Source organism: Mycobacterium sp. AZCC_0083 (assembly GCF_014202335.1).
Lineage (GTDB): Bacteria > Actinomycetota > Actinomycetes > Mycobacteriales > Mycobacteriaceae > Mycobacterium.
This window is the reverse complement of the sequence record NZ_JACHGP010000005.1, coordinates 106,865-126,417: the sequence shown is the minus strand read 5'-3', so window position 1 is coordinate 126,417 and position 19,553 is coordinate 106,865. Positions and strand designations below refer to the sequence as shown.

At 65.8% G+C, this 19,553-nt stretch carries 19 protein-coding genes; 10 read left to right on the top strand and 9 right to left on the bottom strand.

Going from position 1 to position 19,553, the window contains the following annotated elements; all coding sequences use genetic code 11:
• Positions 1 to 26: 26 nt before the first annotated feature.
• From HNP02_RS13760 to HNP02_RS43705, 4 genes are read right to left on the bottom strand one after another with little or no spacing between them, the layout of a single operon-like run.
• Positions 27 to 752: an ABC transporter permease gene (locus HNP02_RS13760; RefSeq protein ID WP_309241541.1), complete on the bottom strand. Its 726-nt coding sequence runs from the start codon at positions 750 to 752 to the stop codon at positions 27 to 29.
• On the bottom strand, positions 749 to 1,393 hold the full coding sequence (locus HNP02_RS13755) for an ABC transporter permease (RefSeq protein WP_184439239.1): 645 nt from the start codon (positions 1,391 to 1,393) through the stop codon (positions 749 to 751). The genes HNP02_RS13760 and HNP02_RS13755 overlap by 4 nt, the downstream gene beginning before the upstream one ends.
• Entirely contained in the window at positions 1,390 to 2,535 is a 1,146-nt protein-coding gene (locus HNP02_RS13750) for an ABC transporter ATP-binding protein (RefSeq protein WP_184439237.1), read from the bottom strand. The genes HNP02_RS13755 and HNP02_RS13750 overlap by 4 nt, the downstream gene beginning before the upstream one ends.
• A complete protein-coding gene (locus tag HNP02_RS43705; RefSeq protein WP_184439235.1) occupies positions 2,532 to 3,212 on the bottom strand; it encodes an IclR family transcriptional regulator C-terminal domain-containing protein in 681 nt (226 codons plus the stop codon). Before HNP02_RS43705 ends, HNP02_RS13750 begins: the two co-directional genes overlap by 4 nt.
• 159 nt (positions 3,213 to 3,371) lie before the next feature.
• On the opposite strand from HNP02_RS43705, the gene HNP02_RS13740 reads away from it, so the two are divergent.
• Positions 3,372 to 4,841, top strand: coding sequence for an aromatic amino acid lyase (locus tag HNP02_RS13740; RefSeq protein ID WP_184439233.1), 1,470 nt, complete (start codon positions 3,372 to 3,374; stop codon positions 4,839 to 4,841).
• On the opposite strand, the gene hutH is transcribed toward HNP02_RS13740, so the two are convergent.
• Positions 4,822 to 6,378, bottom strand: coding sequence for a histidine ammonia-lyase (gene hutH / locus HNP02_RS13735; protein ID WP_255506502.1), 1,557 nt, complete (start codon positions 6,376 to 6,378; stop codon positions 4,822 to 4,824). The two genes, HNP02_RS13740 and hutH, sit on opposite strands and share 20 nt — an antisense overlap.
• 57 nt (positions 6,379 to 6,435) lie before the next feature.
• Here hutH and HNP02_RS13730 point away from each other — a divergent pair, with 57 nt between their 5' ends.
• Entirely contained in the window at positions 6,436 to 7,647 is a 1,212-nt protein-coding gene (locus HNP02_RS13730; RefSeq protein WP_184439231.1) for a hypothetical protein, read from the top strand.
• Between the two features lie 29 nt (positions 7,648 to 7,676).
• Here HNP02_RS13730 and HNP02_RS13725 read toward each other — a convergent pair whose 3' ends face one another.
• Together HNP02_RS13725 and HNP02_RS13720 are read right to left on the bottom strand one after the other, a co-directional pair.
• The gene (locus HNP02_RS13725) at positions 7,677 to 8,378 is read right to left on the bottom strand and encodes a helix-turn-helix domain-containing protein (protein ID WP_184439229.1); all 702 of its coding nucleotides are present in this window, start codon (positions 8,376 to 8,378) and stop codon (positions 7,677 to 7,679) included.
• Positions 8,369 to 9,487, bottom strand: a complete 1,119-nt coding sequence (locus HNP02_RS13720) for a substrate-binding domain-containing protein (RefSeq protein ID WP_184439227.1) — start codon at positions 9,485 to 9,487, stop codon at positions 8,369 to 8,371. The genes HNP02_RS13725 and HNP02_RS13720 overlap by 10 nt, the downstream gene beginning before the upstream one ends.
• A 292-nt stretch (positions 9,488 to 9,779) precedes the next feature.
• Between HNP02_RS13720 and HNP02_RS13715 the strand changes: the two genes are divergently transcribed.
• Genes HNP02_RS13715 through HNP02_RS13690 form a run of 6 tightly spaced genes read left to right on the top strand, consistent with a single transcriptional unit; the run spans position 9,780 to position 16,132 of the window.
• On the top strand, positions 9,780 to 10,829 hold the full coding sequence (locus HNP02_RS13715; protein ID WP_184439225.1) for an autoinducer 2 ABC transporter substrate-binding protein: 1,050 nt from the start codon (positions 9,780 to 9,782) through the stop codon (positions 10,827 to 10,829).
• Between the two features lie 27 nt (positions 10,830 to 10,856).
• Complete coding sequence (locus HNP02_RS13710; RefSeq protein WP_221317593.1) at positions 10,857 to 12,368, top strand: sugar ABC transporter ATP-binding protein; 1,512 nt, start codon at positions 10,857 to 10,859, stop codon at positions 12,366 to 12,368.
• Positions 12,365 to 13,387 (top strand): ABC transporter permease, encoded by a 1,023-nt coding sequence (locus tag HNP02_RS13705; protein ID WP_184439223.1) that lies wholly within the window; start codon positions 12,365 to 12,367, stop codon positions 13,385 to 13,387. The genes HNP02_RS13710 and HNP02_RS13705 overlap by 4 nt, the downstream gene beginning before the upstream one ends.
• Entirely contained in the window at positions 13,384 to 14,466 is a 1,083-nt protein-coding gene (locus HNP02_RS13700) for an ABC transporter permease (RefSeq protein WP_184439221.1), read from the top strand. Before HNP02_RS13705 ends, HNP02_RS13700 begins: the two co-directional genes overlap by 4 nt.
• Before the next feature lie 56 nt (positions 14,467 to 14,522).
• Positions 14,523 to 15,290 carry an SDR family NAD(P)-dependent oxidoreductase gene (locus HNP02_RS13695; RefSeq protein ID WP_184439219.1) on the top strand — a complete coding sequence of 256 codons (768 nt, stop codon included), beginning with the start codon at positions 14,523 to 14,525 and terminating at the stop codon, positions 15,288 to 15,290.
• A gap of 29 nt (positions 15,291 to 15,319) precedes the next feature.
• Entirely contained in the window at positions 15,320 to 16,132 is an 813-nt protein-coding gene (locus tag HNP02_RS13690; protein WP_309241540.1) for a CDP-diacylglycerol diphosphatase, read from the top strand.
• Between the two features lie 37 nt (positions 16,133 to 16,169).
• On the opposite strand, the gene HNP02_RS13685 is transcribed toward HNP02_RS13690, so the two are convergent.
• Both HNP02_RS13685 and HNP02_RS13680 read right to left on the bottom strand, forming a co-directional pair.
• Entirely contained in the window at positions 16,170 to 16,352 is a 183-nt protein-coding gene (locus HNP02_RS13685) for a long chain fatty acid-CoA synthetase Faa4p (RefSeq protein ID WP_184439841.1), read from the bottom strand.
• A 258-nt stretch (positions 16,353 to 16,610) separates the two neighbouring features.
• Complete coding sequence (locus tag HNP02_RS13680) at positions 16,611 to 18,554, bottom strand: potassium transporter Kup (protein WP_184439217.1); 1,944 nt, start codon at positions 18,552 to 18,554, stop codon at positions 16,611 to 16,613.
• A gap of 129 nt (positions 18,555 to 18,683) precedes the next feature.
• Here HNP02_RS13680 and HNP02_RS13675 point away from each other — a divergent pair, with 129 nt between their 5' ends.
• Entirely contained in the window at positions 18,684 to 19,259 is a 576-nt protein-coding gene (locus HNP02_RS13675) for a DUF6611 family protein (protein ID WP_184439215.1), read from the top strand.
• Complete coding sequence (locus HNP02_RS13670) at positions 19,259 to 19,423, top strand: hypothetical protein (RefSeq protein WP_184439213.1); 165 nt, start codon at positions 19,259 to 19,261, stop codon at positions 19,421 to 19,423. The genes HNP02_RS13675 and HNP02_RS13670 overlap by 1 nt, the downstream gene beginning before the upstream one ends.
• The last annotated feature ends 130 nt before the right edge of the window (positions 19,424 to 19,553 follow it).

The following is a 19,553-nucleotide window of genomic DNA, read 5'->3' as shown; positions in this document are numbered from 1 at the left end:
ATGTGATGGTCGGCGCCGGGCGGCGTCTAGGTGGCGGCTGCTGGGACGGTGGTGGCGACGAGTGACGTGGACTTGGCGGCGGTGCGCCGCAGACCCGGCGACACGATGATTCGGGCGAGCCAGGCGAAGCTCATCTCGAGAACGATGGCGAGCAGGGCGACCAGGATTGCGCCGCCTGCCATTTCGGCGAAGTCCGCCTGGGCCCTGCCGTCGAGAATGAAACGGCCAAGACCCTGAAGACCGAGATACGCTGCGATCGTGGCCGTCGAAACGATTTGCAGTGTCGCACTTCTGACGCCGGAGATCATGAGCGGCAACGCGCAGGGAAGTTGCACCCGCAGCAGGATCTGACTCTTGGTGAACCCCATTCCGCGGGCCGCACCGACGGCGTCGCGGTCGGCGGATTGAATGCCGACGTACGTGCCGGTCAGAATCGGTGGCACCGCAAGAAGGACGAGTACGACGATGGTTGGCAGGACGAAGACGAGTTGCCCGGCGACCACCGGCGAGATGACCAGGAAGAGCAGCACCAGCAGCCCCAGCGTCGGGAGCGCCCGCAATGCGTTCGCGAACCCTGCGACCACCGCTTCGCCTCGCCCCGTGTAGCCGATGACGATGCCGAGCGGTACTCCGATCGCCAGGGACGTCAGTAGCGCGATCGCCGAGTACAGGAGGTGGTAGCCGACCTGGGCCGGGATGCCGCCGGAGCCAGCCCAGTTCGCCGGGTCGGTGAACCAGCCGATGATGTTCACGAGGTGACCGTCCTTTGGCGCCAAGGGGTTAGGAGCTTGTTCACCCAGATGATCGAGCCGTCGAAGATGACCGCGAGCACGACGCACAGGACGACGCCGGTGACGAGCGGAACGTAGAGCCGAAGTTGAAACCCTTGGGTGAACAGAGAGCCCAACTGCGGGATGCCGAGCAATGCGGCCATGGTCACGATGCTGACGTTCGACACGACCGCAACCCGCAGCCCCGCTGCGATGACGGGTACGGCGACGGGCAGTTCGACCAGCACCAGTCGCTGCCAGTTGCGGTACCCCATGGCCTCGGCGGCAGCCACTGTGTCGTGTGGCACCGAGCTCAGCCCGTCGGCGACCACGCGCACCAGCAGCGCGAGGGTGTAGAGCGTAAGCGCGACAACGATGTTGATCGGGTCGAGGATCTTGGTGCCGAGGATGACCGGCAGGATGATGAACAGGGCGAGCGAGGGAATCGTGTAGAGCAGGCTCGAGGTTCCGACGATGGCCGCGTACCCGCGACCCCACCGGTGGGCCCACCACCCGAGCGGCAGTGCGATGATCAGGCCGATCACCGTCGGTACCAGTGTGAGCCAGACGTGGCTGATGGTGAGCTCGATGATGCGAGCGCTGTTGGACGAGATCCAGTTCATGCCGTCACGATTCCCCGGTCGCTGCGCTCCTGCCCGCCGGACACCATCCGGGCGTCCTTGGCCCTCTTGATCGCATCGATCACGTCGTGGTCGGTGGCCGTGCCGAGCAGCCGTCCCGACTCGTCGGTGACCACACATCGACCACTCGGGCTCGAGAGTGCGGAGTTGAGGACGTCGCGGAGCGGATCTCCCCTGCGTGCCGTGGTGGCACACAGGTTGACGTCGCGGTCCTGCACCGCGTCACCGCGCACGGATGCGGTGTCGACCCAGCCGATCGGTGCGCTGTCCGCGTCGACCGCAAGGATCCACCGTCCCGGTACCGGAGGAATCGTCGAAACACTCTGTCCCACGGTGATGGTCGGTTCGTGGTTGAGTACGAGGCTGTCGTCGGAGTTGTGGAATCCCAGTGCCCGATAGCCCCGCGCGGATCCGACGAAGTCGGCGACGAACGCATCGTTGGGAGCTGCCAAGAGCTCGGCCGGCGTCGCGGCCTGGGCCAGGGTTCCGCCCTCGCGCAGCACCACCACCTGGTCGCCCAGCTTGAGGGCTTCGTCGATGTCGTGCGTGACCATCACGATGGTCTTGGAGATGTCGGCCTGCAGGCGCAGGAACTCGTCTTGAAGCTGGCTTCTGACGATGGGGTCGACGGCACTGAACGGCTCGTCCATCAGAAGGAAGGGCGGATCGGTCGCCAGGGCGCGGGCGACGCCGACGCGCTGCTGCTGACCACCGGACAGCTGCCAGGGGTACCGGCCGGCGAACTTCGCGTCGAGTCCGACGCGCTCCAGGAGTTCCATTGCGGCCGAGCGGGTTTCCTTCTTGCTCCCGCCGAGCAACCGCGGCAGTGCGGCCACGTTGTCGACGACGGTGCGATGGGGAAAGAGTCCGGCATTCTGGATGACGTAGCCGATCCTGCGGCGAAGCGTGACCCTGTCGAGGGTCTGGGTATCGACGCCGTCGAGCTCGATCTTGCCCGAGCTCGGCTCGATCAGGCGGTTGATCATCCGCATCGATGTCGTCTTCCCGCAGCCGGACGGGCCGACCAGGGTGGTGATCTTTCCGTTGGGTGCGGTGATGGTGAGGCTGTTTACGGCGACGGTTCCGTCGGGATATTCCTTGGAGACTTTGTCGAATGTGATCATGCCGGGCTTTCTGGAAGGCTTGTCTTCGGAGAACTACTCAATCGGGCGGTAATGCCCGCCGCGGCCGACAACAGCGTTCGGCCGTACTGCTTGGCTTGTGTGGCGGTGAGCCGGTAACTGGGAACGACGACGCTGAGCGCGGCCACGGTCCGAGCCTCGGAGTACACGGGGCAGGCGATCGCGGTGACGTCCTTCTCGACGCCGCGCTCCACCACGACGTAGCCCGCTTCGGGTACCTTGCCCCGCAGCACGTGGCCTGCCGCCGACGTGTCGAGGGGGACGGTCCGACCGACCCAGCTGGCATGCCGGACCGAGTGCGTTCCCTCGACGATGCTGATGTAGAGCGCGGTGCCTGCGTGCCCTTCGACGCTGAGATAGGACGACTCACCGGTCTCGGTGGCGACGTATTCCATCGCCTCCGCGGCGAGGTCGATCAACGACTCGTTGCTCAGTGCCTGTGCGCCGAGCTGGATGATACGACCGCCGGGCCGGTACATGCCGGACTCGTCCTTGCTGACGAAACCGGTGGTTTCGAGCGTGCGCAGAAGGCGAAGCGCCGTGCTGGGTGCAAGGTCGCAGTCCCTCGCACTGTCGGCGAGATTCGCGCCGCCACGCTCGCAAACGGTAGCGAGCAGGGCGAGTGCCCGCTCCACTGTCCGAGTGGACGGTTCGGCCACGTTGACCTCCTTTCGGGACGAAACCTACGACTGCGATGTTTCGTCCGAGCCACCCACCGTTGCCACTGAGTAAAATTTGAATGCCACCTAGTGGAATTGCGGGTCTTGGGTGATGATAGAGCGCATCGCTCGCCTGCGATAGAGGATCGAGGAGAAAAAATGATCGAGTTGGACGGGACCGGCAGGGTTGGCGACGTCGTGACGCTCGCCGACGGACGCGATCAGGTCTCGGTCTCCGCGACGGTCGCCGCGACCATCGCGCGCGTGTACGACCAGGCTGCCGACCTGAGCACGCGCTACCCCACCTACGGGCGCACCACCGGTGTCGGCGCGAATCGCAGCACCCCGGTTCTGTCCAGCGACCAGAGCTACGGGATGCGCCTCCTGCGCAGCCACGCGGCCGACGCAGGCGATCCACTCGACGGCAGGACGGTCCGGGCGATGCTCGCGGCGCGCCTCATGCAACTCTGCGTTCCCGGCGCTGGACTCGACCCGGCGATCCTGGACGGGCTTGTCCGAATGCTCAACCAGAACGCGCTGCCGGAGCTGCTCCATTACGCATCGATCGGCACGGGTGACCTGGCGGCTCTCGCCGGAACCGCGCTGACGTTGATCGGTGAGAGGCCGGCCACCAACCCGTTGACTCCGATGGATCCGTGGGGGGCCGACAGTGCCCTGCCCTTCATGAGCAGCAGCGCGCTGACCGTCGGCCGTAGTTGTCTCGCAGTGGCTGAACTGGCCAGACTCGAACGGGCATCGAGCGTGATCTACATGCTCAGCTTCCTCGCGCTCGACGGCAACCCGTCGGCGTTCTCGGCCGCTGCCGCACGGGCCGCGGCCGCGCCGCAGGTGGATACGGTCGCCGCCCGATTGCGGTCGTTGTTCGCCGGTGCCGGGCAGCCCGATCACAGCCAGGCACGCATCCAGGATCCGTACGGGCTGCGGGTCTACCCGGTCGCCCAGGCAAGTGTCGTCGCAACGCTGAATTCGCTTGTCGGGCAGCTGGAGCGGACGCTGAACACGGCGCAGGAGAATCCGCTGTTCGACCCCGAGGGTGACCAAGTGGTCCATCACGGCGCCTTCTACCAGGCGTCATTGTCGCTCGGGCTCGACGGCACCACCCTGGCGATGGCCTTGACCGCACCGATCACCCATTCGCGAATCCGAATGCTCAACGACCCGGAGACCAACGGCGGCAATGCCTTTCTGGCCGCCGTCACAGACGGATCGTCCGGCCTGATGATGGTCGAGTACGTCGCAGCGGGCGCGATCGCCGAAATCCGCGCGGCGGCGCAACCCGCGTCCGTCGGCACGCTGGTGCTGTCGAGGGGTATGGAGGAGGACGCCACCTTCGCCTCCCAGAGCGCGCTTCAGCTCGAACGGTCGGTGGCTGCGTACCGCGTCCTGTTGTGCTGCGAACTGGTCGGGGCAGTACGCCTGCTGCGCCAACGTGGTCTGCACGACCGCTTCTCGGGTATCGCCGGCGAGGCTGTCGCGTTGGCCGCCGGCCTGCCCTGGGACGACCACGACCGCGATCTTCGTGGCGACCTCGCGGCGGCTGGGGCGCTTCTCGACGACCTTGGCAGGCTCCTGCCCGATGTCGACGACCTCACGCCAACGGGCCGGTAACCGATTCCGCTGCGGCGACCAGTGATCCGTCGCGCGCGAGGTCGACGACGGCTTCGATCTCGGGTGCCAGGTACCGGTCGGCGCCTGGACCGTCGACCCGCGCGCGCACGGCGGCGACGACTGCGCCGGTGGCCGGCGCAGGCAACAGCGGTGCGCGCATGTCGATGCCCCTGGCCGCGGTGAGGACCTCGATGGCGAGAACGCGGGTCAGACCGTCGATCGCCCTCCGCAGTTTGCGGGCCGCCGACCAGCCCATCGACACGTGATCCTCCTGCATCGCCGACGACGGAATCGAGTCGACACTCGCGGGGCTGGCCAATCGCTTGAGCTCGGAAACGATTGCGGCCTGGGTGTACTGGGCGATCATGTGGCCGCTGTCGACACCAGGATCGTCGGCGAGGAACGCGTTGAGCCCGTGATTGCGCGAGGCGTCCAGGAATCGGTCGGTCCGTCGCTCACTGATGCTGGCCACGTCCGCGACGACGATCGCGAGGAAGTCGAGCACGTAGGCGACGGGCGCTCCGTGGAAGTTTCCGTTCGACTCGACCTGCCCGTCGTCGGTGACGACGGGGTTGTCGATGACGCTCGCCAGCTCCCAGTTCGCGACGTTGCGCGCATGCGCAATGGTGTCGCGTGCGGCGCCTGCCACCTGCGGTGCGCACCGCAGCGAGTACGCGTCCTGGACCAGCGGGCAGTCCGGCCCGCTGTGACTGGCCACGATCGGTGACCCGGCGAGGATGCGGGTCATGTTCGCCGCGGCGACGGCCTGGCCGGGCTGAGGCCGCAGGGCATGCAGGTGTGCCGCGAAGACCCTGTCGGAGCCGAGCAGGCCTTCGACGCTCATCGCCGCCGACACGTCGGCCAACACCAGCAATCGGTCCAGGTCGGCCAGCGCCAGGATCAGTTGGCCGAGCATGCCGTCCGTGCCGTTGATGAGGGCAAGGCCCTCCTTTTCAGCGAAGACGATCGGTTCGATGCCATGCACGCGCAGAGCGTCCGCGGCGGGCACGACTGCGCCATCGACGGTGCGGACCTGGCCCTCGCCCATGATCGCCAGGGCCACGTGCGCAAGGGGTGCAAGGTCCCCTGAACAGCCAAGGCTGCCGTACTCGTAGACCAGCGGCGTTAGGCCTGCAGATAGCAGACCGGCGTAGGCCTGCGCGACTTCGGGCCGAACACCGGTGTGGCCGGTGGCCAGCGTCGACAGTCTCAGCAACATCATCGCTCGGATCACTTCGCGTTCGACCTCGGGACCCGACCCTGCGGCATGGGAGCGAATGAGGCTGCGTTGCAGCTTGGTTCGGAGCTCGAGGGGAATGTGGCGGGTGGCAAGGGCACCAAACCCGGTGGAGATGCCGTATACCGGCACTGGGTCGTCGGCGAGTGCTTCGATGCGGGTGCGACTCGCGGCCATGGCGGCAAGGGCGTCGTCACCGATCGTCACGGGGGCTGCGAGGCGCGCAACGCGCACGACATCGGCCACGGTGCTCGGAGCGATACCAACGACGACGGGAGCCATGAGAGCTGATTCGGACATTCGATGATTGTGCACGGTCGGCACATTAGGTTGGAACGATCAACGACAGGAGATTTGATGCGGCGCAGTCTGCAGTTCGGCGTCCTCGTTGCCAGTGCACTGGTGTTGGCCGCGTGCGGCAGCAACACGGGGGCCGCCGGCGGCCCTGACGCCGCGCCGAGCACCGCTGCGACGACCTCCGCGCCTCCCGCGGTCGTGGACCCCAAGATTCTCGACGTCGGCAACTACCCGACAGTGCCCTTTCCACCGCTGGGTGGCGCGGGCAGTCCCGAGGCAGGCGCCTTGGCCGATGCGAAACAGATGGCCGACTTCCTGGTCGGCCCATGGGAGATCGACGAAAGCGTGATCAAGCCGTACCTCGACAGCTTCTACGTGATCAACGGCGTCACCGCGCTACTGCAGCTCGGACCGGAGACGGTTGCGGCGGCGGCGGGCAGGCACGGCTTCATCAACGGGTTCGCCTCCGAACGGCAGGCCACCGACAAGATCGTGTTGGTGAATGCGGTGTTGCGGTTTCCCGATCCCGCAGCCGCCGCGGCGGCAAGCACCGACATGGGCGATGCCGCAGCCACGTTTCCGATTGCGGGTGTCACGCCGACGGTCGTGGCCATTCCCGGCCATCCCGATTCAGTCGCCTCCACCTACCCGTTCACACCGCACGGATCGGATCAGACCAGGGCCACCATCCGGTCGTTCACGCCGCACGGACCCTACGTGCTGATGCAGTTCGTGCAGACCATCGACGGCGTCGAACACGCAGCCGAGCTGGTCGCCAAGACCATCGACGCACAGGGGCCATCGATCGATCAGTTCAAGGCCGCCGACCCGGGTGCGCTGGGCGCAGTCCCGTTGGATCCCACCGGATTACTGGCAAGGACCTTGCCGACGACGAAGGGCGCCACCGCGAAGAACGCCGTCTACGACATTCGCGGGGCCGCGCACTTCCAGAGCGATCCGATCGCCTCGACGAAGCTGTTCAAGGACAACGGGGTAACGGCGGTGGCGATGGCGAAGACGAACGTCTACCAAGCGAAGGACGCGGCAGGCGCGTTGGCCATCACCGACGCGTTCGGCATGGAGGTCACCGCGGAGGGCACCAAGCCCGCCGACCCGGTGCCAGCACTTCCGCACAGTCATTGCATGGGGTTCCCGAAGGGCTTCTACTGCGTCGCACCGGCAGGGCGGTACGCGATCGAGGCCAGAGGTGAGCAGTTGCGCGACGTGCAGCAACAGGTGGCCGCGCAGTACGTGATCCTCACGGCGCATTGAGATTTCGAGCGAGGCTCGTAGTCAGGCGTTCACCCTGCGCCAGCCGCGATGTTCAACGCCCGCGCGGCTTTGCGGACAAGCACGGAATCGGACCAGCGATCGGGTAAGTGCAAGGTCAGCGCCAAACGGGTGCCGGCAACGGCGCAGGCGAACTGTCGCCCGGTCTGGGTGGAATGCGATTCGTAAACACCCTTGCGCTGTTTGCGCCTGAGGGCGAGGGTGTCTTCTACCTGTTCGTCGTTGAGGCCGAGGTGGTCGGCGGCTACCCGAACCAGCTCCGTGGCTGCGGAGAGTGGTACCGACGACAGGATGGCGATCGCTCCCGCGGTGTCGGTGGCGTTCGTGCGTTGACCGGGCCGTGGGGTTAGGGGGAGTGGGCGTCGGCCCTGGCGGACATCCAGGCAAATGATCTGGTTGCCAAAGAGTTTGACGACGGAGATGGTGTGCCCGTCAAGGTCGGGCGTGCGTCCGCAGGCACGGAAGAGCCGGTCTACCGCCGCATCCGGGTCGGACAGGGCGGCCCAGCGCGCCCCGGTGTGCAGGCGGCCGTCCATGCTGCGCCTGATGAGACCTTCGTCTTCAAGGGCGCCAACGAGGTCGGTGATCGAGCTCTTGGCCAGCCCGAGTGCACCGCTCAGGGCCGTGGGTGTGTCGGCGTCTCCGAATGAAATCGCGTCGAGGATTCGAGCGCCGCGGTGCACGGCGGGTGTGCGCGGTCCGGCTATCCCCACGGCTGATACTCCTGGACGTTCTGTGCGTCGAGCAGTCGGGGCTGGATGTAATGCGATTGCCGCACCACGCCGATGCCGCCGTGTAGGGCAGTTCCGATCTCGATGGCCGCTCGCACCAGCGCAATCGGGTCCTGTGTGGCTGTGGCGACAATTGGTCCCCCGGCACGGATCTGGTCGACCGCGCCCTGGGCCCCATCGACTGCGACGATCGGTACGAACAGGTTGCGGCGGGCCAGCACGCGCGAGATGCCGATGGCGATCTGGTCGTTGGCGGCGAAGAATCCCTCCACAGCGGGGTGGGTGGCAAGGATCTCCTCGGCGGCCCTCTGCCCGGACAGTGCGTCCAGCTCGCCTCGGCTGGTGACTGCCACGGTCAATTGAGGGTATGCGGCGATTGCTCCGAGGAACCCGGCCACCCGGTCGGCGTTGGCGGTGATCGATATGCCGCCGACGACAGCGATGCGACCTTGTCCTGAAAGTGCTTTCGCCAGTGCTATTCCGGCCAGTGAGCCGGCCTTCGTGTTGTCCGTCGCAACGACCGCGTCGGCGCCACTGATGGCCGAGCCGATGGCAACGACCGGGATCCGGGCGGTGTGCGCTGCGGCGCACGCGGCTTCGAGCCCTTCCGACACCACCGGCTCGACCAGTATCAGATCGACGTCGGCCGCGACGAAATCGCGGATCTGTTGGGACTGGCGTTCTTTGTCCTCCTTGGCGCACCGCAGATCGAGGTTGGCGCCGAGCCTGGTCGCTTCCGCTCGCACGGTTCGGATCTCGGCGAGGAAGAAGCTTTCGTCCACCGGGTAGCTGAACCCGATGTCGTGTAGCGGCCGGCTGTGCGCCCTTGCCGCAGAGCCGAACTCGAAGACTCGTGAGCCCAGCGCGTAGGTGCCGTCCACCCCGCGGACCAGAACGTGTTCCTCGGCCAGCGCGTGGCAAATCCCCATCACGCTGCTCTTCGGAAACCCGGTCACCTGAGCGAGTTCAGCCAGCGGCATCGGGCGCCCGGCGTCGCAGATGCTCTGCAGCACTGTCGCCGTGCGGACGAGAGCGGGCACCCTGCCGCCGCCCCGCGGGTGGGGCTCGGAAGCGATCCTCGGGGCCGGCACCAGGGTCAGAATAGTCGCCCTGCAACCGTTCGCCACGTCAAACCTGTCTACATGCGCGTTTCATTGATCGGTATATGACACGAAAAATGAAATGACGGGCGACGCCGAGACTGTTGACAGCGTCACACCACGTGCTTAGTGTGATGTTTCACAACCCGGTATCTAGTACGAAATATGAAACGCCCGATTAACCCGGGCGTCCGTCTCGCTGAGTTCGATCTGGTGAGGCGCACGTAGTCGACGTCGTCCTGGCGCGGACACGTGGTATCGATCCAGTTCGGAGGAGAAGTCGATGAGGATTTCCCAGCGTGTTGTCGGCGGTCTTTGTATCGCGTTGGCGGTCACCATGATCGCGGGCGGGTGCACCAAGAAGAACGAGAACAGCACGTCAACCGGCGGGAGCGCGTCCGAAGGAAGCTCATCGGGAGGCAAGGTCAAAGTCGCCTTCGTTCCGAAGCTGCAGGGATCCCCGTACTTCGAGGCGATGGACACCGGCGCGAAGCAGGCCGCAACGGCCCTCGGTGACATCGAGTGGCTCTACCAAGGCCCGACCTCGGCCGATGCCGCCGCACAGGCGCAGGTCGTGCGGTCGTTCATTCAGCAGAAGGTCGACGTGCTGGTGATCGCACCCAACGACCCCGACTCGATGGCACCTCTGATGAAGGAAGCTCAGGCCGCAGGCATCAAAGTCATGACCGCCGACACCGACGCTCCCAATTCGGTCCGCGAAGCATTCGTCAACCAGGCCACCGCGGAGGGAATCGGAAATACCACCGCGGAGACACTGATGGCAGCGATGGGCGGAAAGGGCAAGTGGGCCATCGTGTCCTGCGGCGAGACGGCCGAGAACCTGAACTCCTGGATCGCCGCGGAGAAGGCATACGTGTCGCAGAAGTATCCCGGGGCCGAACTCATCGACGTCGTGTACTCCGGTGAGGACCAGGCCAAGGGAACGCAGATGGCCACCGACCTGATGAGCGCGCACCCCGATTTGACCGGTCTCATCGGGCAGTGCACCACCTCCGCCGTCGGCGTGGCCCAGGCGGTCAAGGACGCCGGGAAGATCGGCAAGGTCTTCACCGTCGGGGTCGGCACCCCGAAGTCGATGAAGCCGTACCTGGCCGACGGATCCTCATCCGGCTCGATCTTGTGGAACGTCCAGAACCTCGGCTACCTCACGGCGTGGGCCGGTCAGCAACTCGCCGCCGGAAAGGCCTTCGCCCCGACCAACAAGGTCAACGACGACATGCCCGCCGTGAAATGGGATGAGGCCAGCAAGACCCTGGTGCTCGGTGATCCCTTGCTCATCACGACCGAGAACGTGGACCAGTTCAACTACTGATCGACCACCAGCATCATTGGAGATGCCTTGTCGGACACACGACTGAGCCTCACCGGGATCGTCAAGAGCTACGCCGCTGTCAAGGCAATCAGGCACGCCGACTTCGAACTCCAGCCGGGACAGGTGCACGCACTTGTCGGGGAGAACGGAGCAGGCAAGTCCACGCTGATCAAGATCATCTCCGGCGCCATCACCCCCGACGCAGGCAACATCACCTACGACGGGCAGCCGCTGACGATCGCCTCGACCGTCGATGCGATCGAGCTGGGCATCGCCACCGTCTACCAGGAACCACAACTGTTCGCCGAGCTCACCGTCGCCGAGAACATCTTCCTCGGCCGCGAGATCGTCAAACGCGGACGCGTGGACTGGGCTGCCCAGAACGAACGAGTCGTGGGGCTACTCGACACCCTCGATCTGCCTTCGGAACTCGCCACCGTCACGGTCGGCGACCTGTCGGTGGCCACTCAACAGCAGGTGTCGATCGCCAAGGCACTGGCAGGCAAGCCAGGTGTCCTGATCCTCGACGAACCCTCCGCGATCCTGACCGACGCCGAAATCGACGTGCTCTTCCGCGTCATCCGAAGACTCGCCGATGAAGGCGTTGCCGTCATCTACATCTCCCACCGACTCGACGAACTGATCAAGATCGCCGACCAGGTGACCGTGATGCGCGACGGCAGCACCATCGGCAGCTACCCCATCGGGGAACTCTCGGTGCGTCGGATGGCCGAACTCATGGTGGGAGAGGCACTTTCAGACGAACGTAGTCCGCGCGCCATACCGGACGGGCCACCGATGCTCGAACTGATATCACTCGCGCGGGTCGGTCACTTCGATGACGTGAGCCTGCAATTGCGGGCTGGTGAGATCCTCGGTCTCTACGGCCTGATCGGTTCCGGCGTCGCCGAGATCGCCGAATGCATCCACGGCCTCGCAAGAGCCAGCGGCGGGGAGATCCTGCTGCAGGGAAAGGCTGTCGCTCCCCGCACGCCGCGGCAGGCCGGGGAGGCGGGTATCGCGCTGTTGCCCGCCAACCGCAAGACCGAAGGCATGTTCTCGTTTCAGTCGATCGCCTTCAACATCTCGGTCGGGCATCTCCCACGCCTCTCATTCGGCCGGGCATTCGTGGACCGGCGCAAGGAACGCAACGTGGCCAAAGACCTGATGAAGCGGCTGGCAGTGAAGGCGCCGGACGAGAACTACGCCATCGGCAGCCTTTCCGGGGGCAACGCCCAGAAGGTGATGCTCGCCCGGCAACTCGTCGAGCGGCCCAAACTGCTCCTCCTCGCCGAACCGACCCAGGGAGTGGACATCGGAGCCAAGGAGGAAATCCACCGCATCATCGCCGATCTCGCTGGCAACGGCACGGCGGTCCTGATCGTGACCTCCGACCTTCAAGAGGCGCTACGGATCACCGACCGGCTCCTTGTCGTGCGCGCCGGAACCATCACCGCGGAGTTCGGGCCCGACGCAAGACAAGTCGATGTGCTCGCTGCGGCCGCTGGCGACGCCGGAGATGCGGACCCAGCGGCATGAGCATCACCGTCGATCCCAATGCCGCCCCGACCGCACCACCGGTGCGGGGCCGAGGCCGGGTGTTGCCTGCACCCGTGACGCCGGCCGAGATCGTCCTCGTCGTGGTGCTCGTCGTGCTCTGGGCCGCACTGGCTTTCGCCACGCCGGCGTTCCTCTCTGCCGGTTCGATCATCCCGCTGCTGGTCGAAGTTGCGCCGGTGGCGCTGATCGGCATCGGCATGACGTTCGTGATCATCGCCGGTGGCATCGACGTGTCCGTCGGCGGCGCGATCATGGTGTGTTCAGTCGTGACCGCCAAGCTCATGCGCGATCAGGGCCTGCCGCTCATCCTGTGCGTGGTGGTGGCGATTGCCACCGGCGCGGTACTCGGTCTGATGAACGGCCTGCTCATCGCGTACGGCCGAGTGCACGCCATCATCATTACCTTCGGCACCGCGAACGTATTCCTGTTCATCGGCCTCCAGATCTTCGGCTCACAACCCGTCAGTGGCATGCCGAACACCCTGGCCTGGTTCGGCCGGGGCGTCGACGGTCAAACCCTCGGAGTGCCGCACAGTTTCGCCATCACGGTCCTGCTCGCCGCCGTCGCCTGGTGGTACCTGCGGCACACCGCCGGGGGTCGTCATTTCCTCGGCATCGGGGGCGACGCCCTCGCCGCCCGGCTCGCCGGAATCAGGGTGCAGCGCCGGGTCCTGCTGACCTACGTGATCACCGGTGTTCTGATCGGGTTGGCCTCGATCTTCACCCTGGCCAAGGGCACCTCGAGCCTCGACCAATCCGTCGGTAACGGACAAGAACTCGCGGTCATCGCCGCAGTGGTGATCGGTGGTACCTCGATCATGGGCGGCCGCGGCTCCGTGCTCGGCACTCTCCTTGGCGCGCTTCTCGTCCAAACCGTGAAGTCCGGCGTCACCCAACTCGGCTGGCCCTCACAACTATCCGACCTCTTCGTCGGAATCTTCATCGTTCTTGCCGTCGGTACCGATCTACTGCGCCAGCGCACCAGGAGGGCGGAATGAGCGTCGACACTGCCCTACCCACCAGGGAGGAGTCGGCCACTCACCGCCGAGCGAACCGAATCCTGGAAGCAGTCCTGACGCAGCGAATCGTGCTGCTCGGCGTGCTGATCGTGGTGGTGGTCATCGTGCTGATGTACCTGAGCGCCAACGGGTACCTCACCGGCGACTACGACTTCGACTACATGTCAGCCACTCTCATCGACGCCGTCCCACTGGCCCTGCTGGGATTCGCCGAACTCATCGTGATCGTGTCCGGCCGCGGCGGTATCGACCTCTCCGTCGGTGCCATGGTGTCGCTGGTCGGGATGATCTTCGGATTCGCCTACGGGCAATGGGGATGGCCCCTGTGGGCGGCAATCCCGCTCGCGCTGCTCGTCGGCGGTGTCCTCGGGGGCATCAACGGACTCCTCATCGCCCACGTCGGCTTCCCTGCCCTGATCGCGACCCTGGCGACCTACTACGCGTACAAGTCCGTCGCACTGGTCATCAACGACCAGAAACCCATCAACAGCACGCAGATCCAAGACCTCTACTCGCTGACGGGGTCCGTCCGCATCCCGCTCATCGGCGACTACGTCCCCGACGTTCCGCTCGGGGTGTTCACGTTCCTCGCCCCGGTGCTCGTCATCCTCTGGCTGGTTCTCGGCCGCGGCACCTACGGACGGAGGCTCTACGCCGTCGGCACCAACGACACCGCCGCCCGATGGGCAGGCATCGGCGTCGCCGGTACCCGGATGCGGGCCTACGTTCTGTCCGGAGTCCTCTCCGGTCTTGTCGCGGTGTACATCTCCGCTGAGTTCGCATCCGCCCGCCCGGATGCCGGAACCTCCGGCAACGGTCTTGCGCTCCCGGCGATCACCATCGCCGTCCTCGGCGGTGTCGCGATCACCGGTGGCATCGGACGCTTGGCCGGAGTACTGCTCGCCACCGTGCTGATCGTCTGGCTCAACGCCGGCATCATCCTGTACTTCGAAGGCAACGCCGGCTCCCAGTTCCAACTGCTCGCCCTCGGCGTCGTACTCATCGTCGCCGCACTGCTCAACGGATTGACCACCAGCAGGTTCCGTGGCACCGGTTGACGAATGATCAACGGCCCCACTGTAGTTCATGTCCGTTCGGAAATGGAGAGAAACTCATGCGTGTTCTCGATACCTTCTCCCTCACCGGCAAGCGCGCTCTCGTCACCGGCGGCAACCGCGGCCTCGGGCTGGCCTTCGTCGGGGGGCTGGCAGAGGCCGGCGCCGATGTCGTCTTCGTCTCCAGGGACGTCGAGCGCAACACCGCCGCTGTGGCGGCATTGGCCGAGGAGGGGTTGAGGGTCCAGGCCTTCGAGGTCGACATCACCACGCCGGACGGCCCAGCCATCGCAATCGACGGCGCGGTGGAACGACTGGGCGGCCTCGACCTACTGCTCAACAACGCCGGACTGGCAATCCACCGGCCCGCATTGGAGATCAGCGACGAGGAATGGGATCACGTCTTCGACGTGAACACACGATCCCTGTGGCGGCTGAGCCGAAGTGCGGGCGCCTACATGAAGGACCATGGCGGTGGCAACATCCTCAACGTCGGCTCGATCAGCTCCATCATCGTCAACCGTCCGCAGTGGCAGCCCTCCTACAACGCGTCAAAGGCGGCGGTACACCAGCTCACGAAGTCCCTTGCAGCGGAATGGGCCCCGTACAACATTCGGGTCAACGCCATCGCCCCCGGCTACGTGAAGACCGAAATGGCCCCCGTTGACAACCCGGAATTCCGCCAGCACTGGATCGAAGACGCCCCGATGAAGCGGTTCGCCCTGCCCGAGGAGATCGCCCCCACCGTCGTCTACATGGCCTCCGACGCGTCCGCGTTCATGACCGGATCCATCGTCGTCATCGATGGCGGCTACACCATTTACTGATTCCGACCGTCGGCGCTAGGGTAGGCGCCGTGCGGAGTTCAGAGACGTTGACCCGTCGCGGGATTCGGGCCGGGTTGATTCTGGCCGCGGCGGTGCTGGCGGCGCTGCCCAGTGCCAGGATCAGCGGAGCGCAGGGCGATCCGAATGCCCTGTGGAGCATCGTCAACGGCAGCTGCGTTCCGGATCAACAGGCGCACGGCGACCCCGCTCCCTGCGCGCAGGTAGATCTGAGCGCAGGTGAGGAGAACGGGTATGCGGTGCTCAAGGACCTCGTCGGGCCGCTGCAGTTCCTCCTCATCCCGACCGGTCGCATCACCGGTATCGAGAGTCAGGAGATACTGGCTCCGGAGGCACCCAATTACTTCGCGGCCGCCTGGCGCGCGCGCTCCTTCGTCGAGGAGCGCGCCGGACGGACGTTGCCGCGCGATTGGCTGAGCCTCGCGATCAACTCCGAGCAGGCGCGGACGCAGACCCAACTTCACGTCCATGTCGACTGCCTACGAGCCGACGTACACGAAGCGTTGGTTGAACATTCATCCGAGGTCGGTCCCGAATGGACCTCGTTCCCGGTGCCGCTGGCCGGCCGTCGCTACAGCGCCATCGCCGTTGGCGGCGAGGATCTGGACGCGGTGAACCCATTCACCCTGCTGGCCGACGGCGTTCCCGGCGCACGTTCGGCCATGGGCGACCAGACACTCGTCGTGGTGGGTGCAACGGGCCCAGACGGTGAGCCGGGGTTCGTCATCCTCGCCGATCGTGCGGATATGGCTACCGGCGACAGCGCGAGCGGAGAATCGTTGCAGGACCACACGTCTTGCGCCGCTCCAGCGATCGGCAAGTAGGCCGACTACGGCTGAAAGACATTGGCGCCAAGTGTTTTCAGAGATGCACGAGAACCGCGACGTAGCCGATCGGGATGCCGGTCTTGGTGGCAATGCACCTGCGCGCCGCCAGTTCGACCGTCGCACGGCGGCTGGCGTGAGTGACGCCGTCGATCTCGGGGATGTGGATCAGCCACCCGTTCAACTCGCGGCTGACTTCGACGTCGAAGCACTGACCGATCGTCGGAGAAGTGACGCGGCGAGCAGCGTGTTGGGGCCGAACGGTGTGCAGTAGCGGTGTAGGCATAGTGGTTTTCCTGAGTCGACGACGAACCGCGCGCAACAATACTGCGGATAGCACCGGAGACCCAATCGGTCCAGATCGGTTGCGCAGGTGCCGGGGGCGGTCCTTCCCCCGTCGCTCCGCTCGCCCCGACCCTTCCCCCCCGTCGCTCCGCTCGCCCCGACCCTTCCCCCCCGTCGCTCCGCTCGCCCCGAGTTAGATCTCGACCCGTTCGCCCATGATCACGGTCCTGTCCTGTTCCAGGCCGAAGTAGTGGCTGGCGTCGGCACTGAACTTGGCGGTGGCGATGAACAGCCGCTTGCGCCACGTCGGCATCGTCTTGGCGTTGCCCCTCGACAGTTCCAGCTTCGACAGGAAGTAGGAGGCGCCGTCGATGGCAATCGGTCCTTCGGTCTGTTCCGGGTCGAGAAGGCGAAGCGCGCCTGCGACGTTTGGCGTCTCCATGTAGCCGAAGTTCGCGGTGACGTGGATGATCCCGTCCTTCTCATAGCCCAGCGGGTCGACCGTGACCCGTTCGGAGTCGGGGACACGCGGCACGGGCAGCGTTTCGATGGCCATGATGACGCACTGTTCGTGGCGTACGTGGTTGTGCTCGACGTTCGCGCGCATCGCCAGCGGCGCGGTCTCCTTGCCGCGGTTGAGGAAGACCGCCGTGCCAGGGACGCGCACCAACGGCGGCTCACCGCAGGCGATCTCGTCGACGAAGTCGCGTAGCGATCCCTCGGCTTCCTCGCGTTCCTTGGTGACGAGGATGCGTCCCCTCTCCCAGGTCCGCATCACCGTGAAGGCCACGATCGCGATCAGGAGCGGTAGCCACGCCCCATGGACGAGTTTGGTCAGGTTCGCCGCGAGGAACATCAGGTCGACCAGTATCAGCGCGCCGCCGCCGACGAGCACGATCCACAGCGGGGTCCGCCACCGCGTGTGGGCGATGTAGAGGAACAGCGTCGTGGTGATGGTGATGGTGCCGGTCACCGCCATGCCGAACGCGTACGCCAGAGCGGCGGAGCTTTGGAACGCGAACACCAGGACCAGGACCCCGACCATCAGAATGCCGTTGATGGACGGCACGTAGACCTGGCCGTACGCAGACGCCGACGTGTGCACGACGCGCAGTCTCGGCAGGTAGCCGAGTTGAGCGGCCTGCGACGCCACCGAGTAGGCCCCGGTGATCACGGCCTGCGATGCGATCACCGTGGCGGCGGTGGCGAGCAGCACCATCGGCAATCGCGCCCACTCCGGGGTGAGCAGGAAGAACGGCGCGCTCACCGTGGTCTCGTCGCCGAGGATCAGTGCTCCCTGGCCGAAGTAACTCAGAACGCATGCGGGAAGGACGAGGAAGAGCCAGCCAAGGACGATGGGTTTCCGGCTGAAGTGGCCCATGTCGGCGTACAGCGCCTCAGCGCCGGTGACCGAAAGCACGATCGCCGCCAGCGCGAAGAAGGCGATGTGGAAGTGCCCGGTCATGAATTCGATCGCGTACAGCGGCGAGAGCGCCTTGAGGATCTCCGGATGACCGACGATGCCCATGACGCCACAGGCACCGATGGCGGCGAACCAGAGGATCATCACCGGTCCGAAGAAGCGCCCCACGATGGCGGTCCCGTGGCGCTGTACAGCGAAGAGCGCCACGATGATGACCGCGGTGATCGGGACGATCCACTGTTCCAGGTCCGGCTCGACGACCTTGAGGCCCTCGACCGCGGACAGCACCGAGATCGCGGGGGTGATCATGCTGTCGCCGAAGAACAATGCGGCACCGAACAGCCCGAGCGCGGCCAGCATCAAGGCGGTACGACGACGCCCGTCCGCCACGCTCCACCGGCGCAGCATCGTGATGAGCGCCATGATGCCGCCCTCGCCGTCGTTGTCGGCGCGCATCACCAGGGTGATGTAGGTCAGGGTGACGATTATCATCACCGACCAGAAGATCGTCGACACCACGCCATAGACGTTGTCGGTGCTGATCGGCACGGGGTGCGGGTCGGCAGGGTTGAACACCGTTTGGATCGTGTAGATCGGGCTGGTCCCGATGTCGCCGAATACGACGCCGAGTGCGGCGACGACGATGGCGAGTCGGACCGGGCTTGCCGCGCCTGCTGGGGCGTGTGGCTCAGCAGTCTTGGGTGTCGGGTGCACGTCAGCTCCTCGATTCGCTCAGGGCGCCACGGGGCGGTCGACGACCCCCCGCAAGGATCTTGCCCCAACGCGTATGGAAAGCGTTAGGAGAGCCCTTTCGGCCCCCCGTGCGGCCGTAGAAACAGTGGCGTGGCCGAGGAACAGGACCGTCCGATCACGCGCGTTGACGAGAGCGTCGGCGGGCGGGTGCGCGTCATCGACGGGCAGCGGCCGTGGGGTTCGATCGACACCGGTGTGAGCAGGCAGGGATTCCGACGCTACCGGCTCGTGGTGTTTCCTCCAGGGATCAGTGACTTCGAGCGACGACTGCTCAGGCTGTGGCACCGGTGGCCGGTCTGGGGCGCGACGTTGTGGCTGGTGACCGTGATCCCGTTCGTCGGCACCCCGAACGCGTCGATGGCCGTCGTGACCGCCACCGCTTTGCACCTGGGCAGCGGGGCAACGCTTTTCGCGATGCTGGGGCCCGTGCGGACCCGGGTGCTCACGATGTCGGTGGTGCTGATCTCCGGGTACCCGGATCTGGTCGCTGCTGCGGCGTACACCGAGCTGAAGGCAGTGGCGATCATCCTGTGCGCCGCAGACACCCTGCGCGACGAGGGAGACATCACCCCGGCCCAGCACGAGGCGCTCTGGTGGCAGGCGTACGACCGGCTCGGGCGAAACGAGCATGTACGAGGAACGACCATCGATCGGAAGGTGCACTGATGGCTGAGATGTTTCAGGTCGTATCGCTGATGGCCGGCGTCGCGGTCGTCTTCGTAGCGATGGGCTACGTCAACCGCCGCGGCGACCGGGCCTCGGCCCAGGTCCTGGGGAGTGAGACCCGCCTACGGGCAAGAGCGGCGACGGCCAGGATGACGCCGAGGTAACCGACCACTAAGGGTCGTTCGCTAGGTCGCCCAACACATCTGCAAGTTGGGCCGGCCTCGACAGGAGCGGGAAGTGACTCCCCGGCATCTCAACGACATCGGCCGAAGCCTTTCGATCGCGGCATGCGCG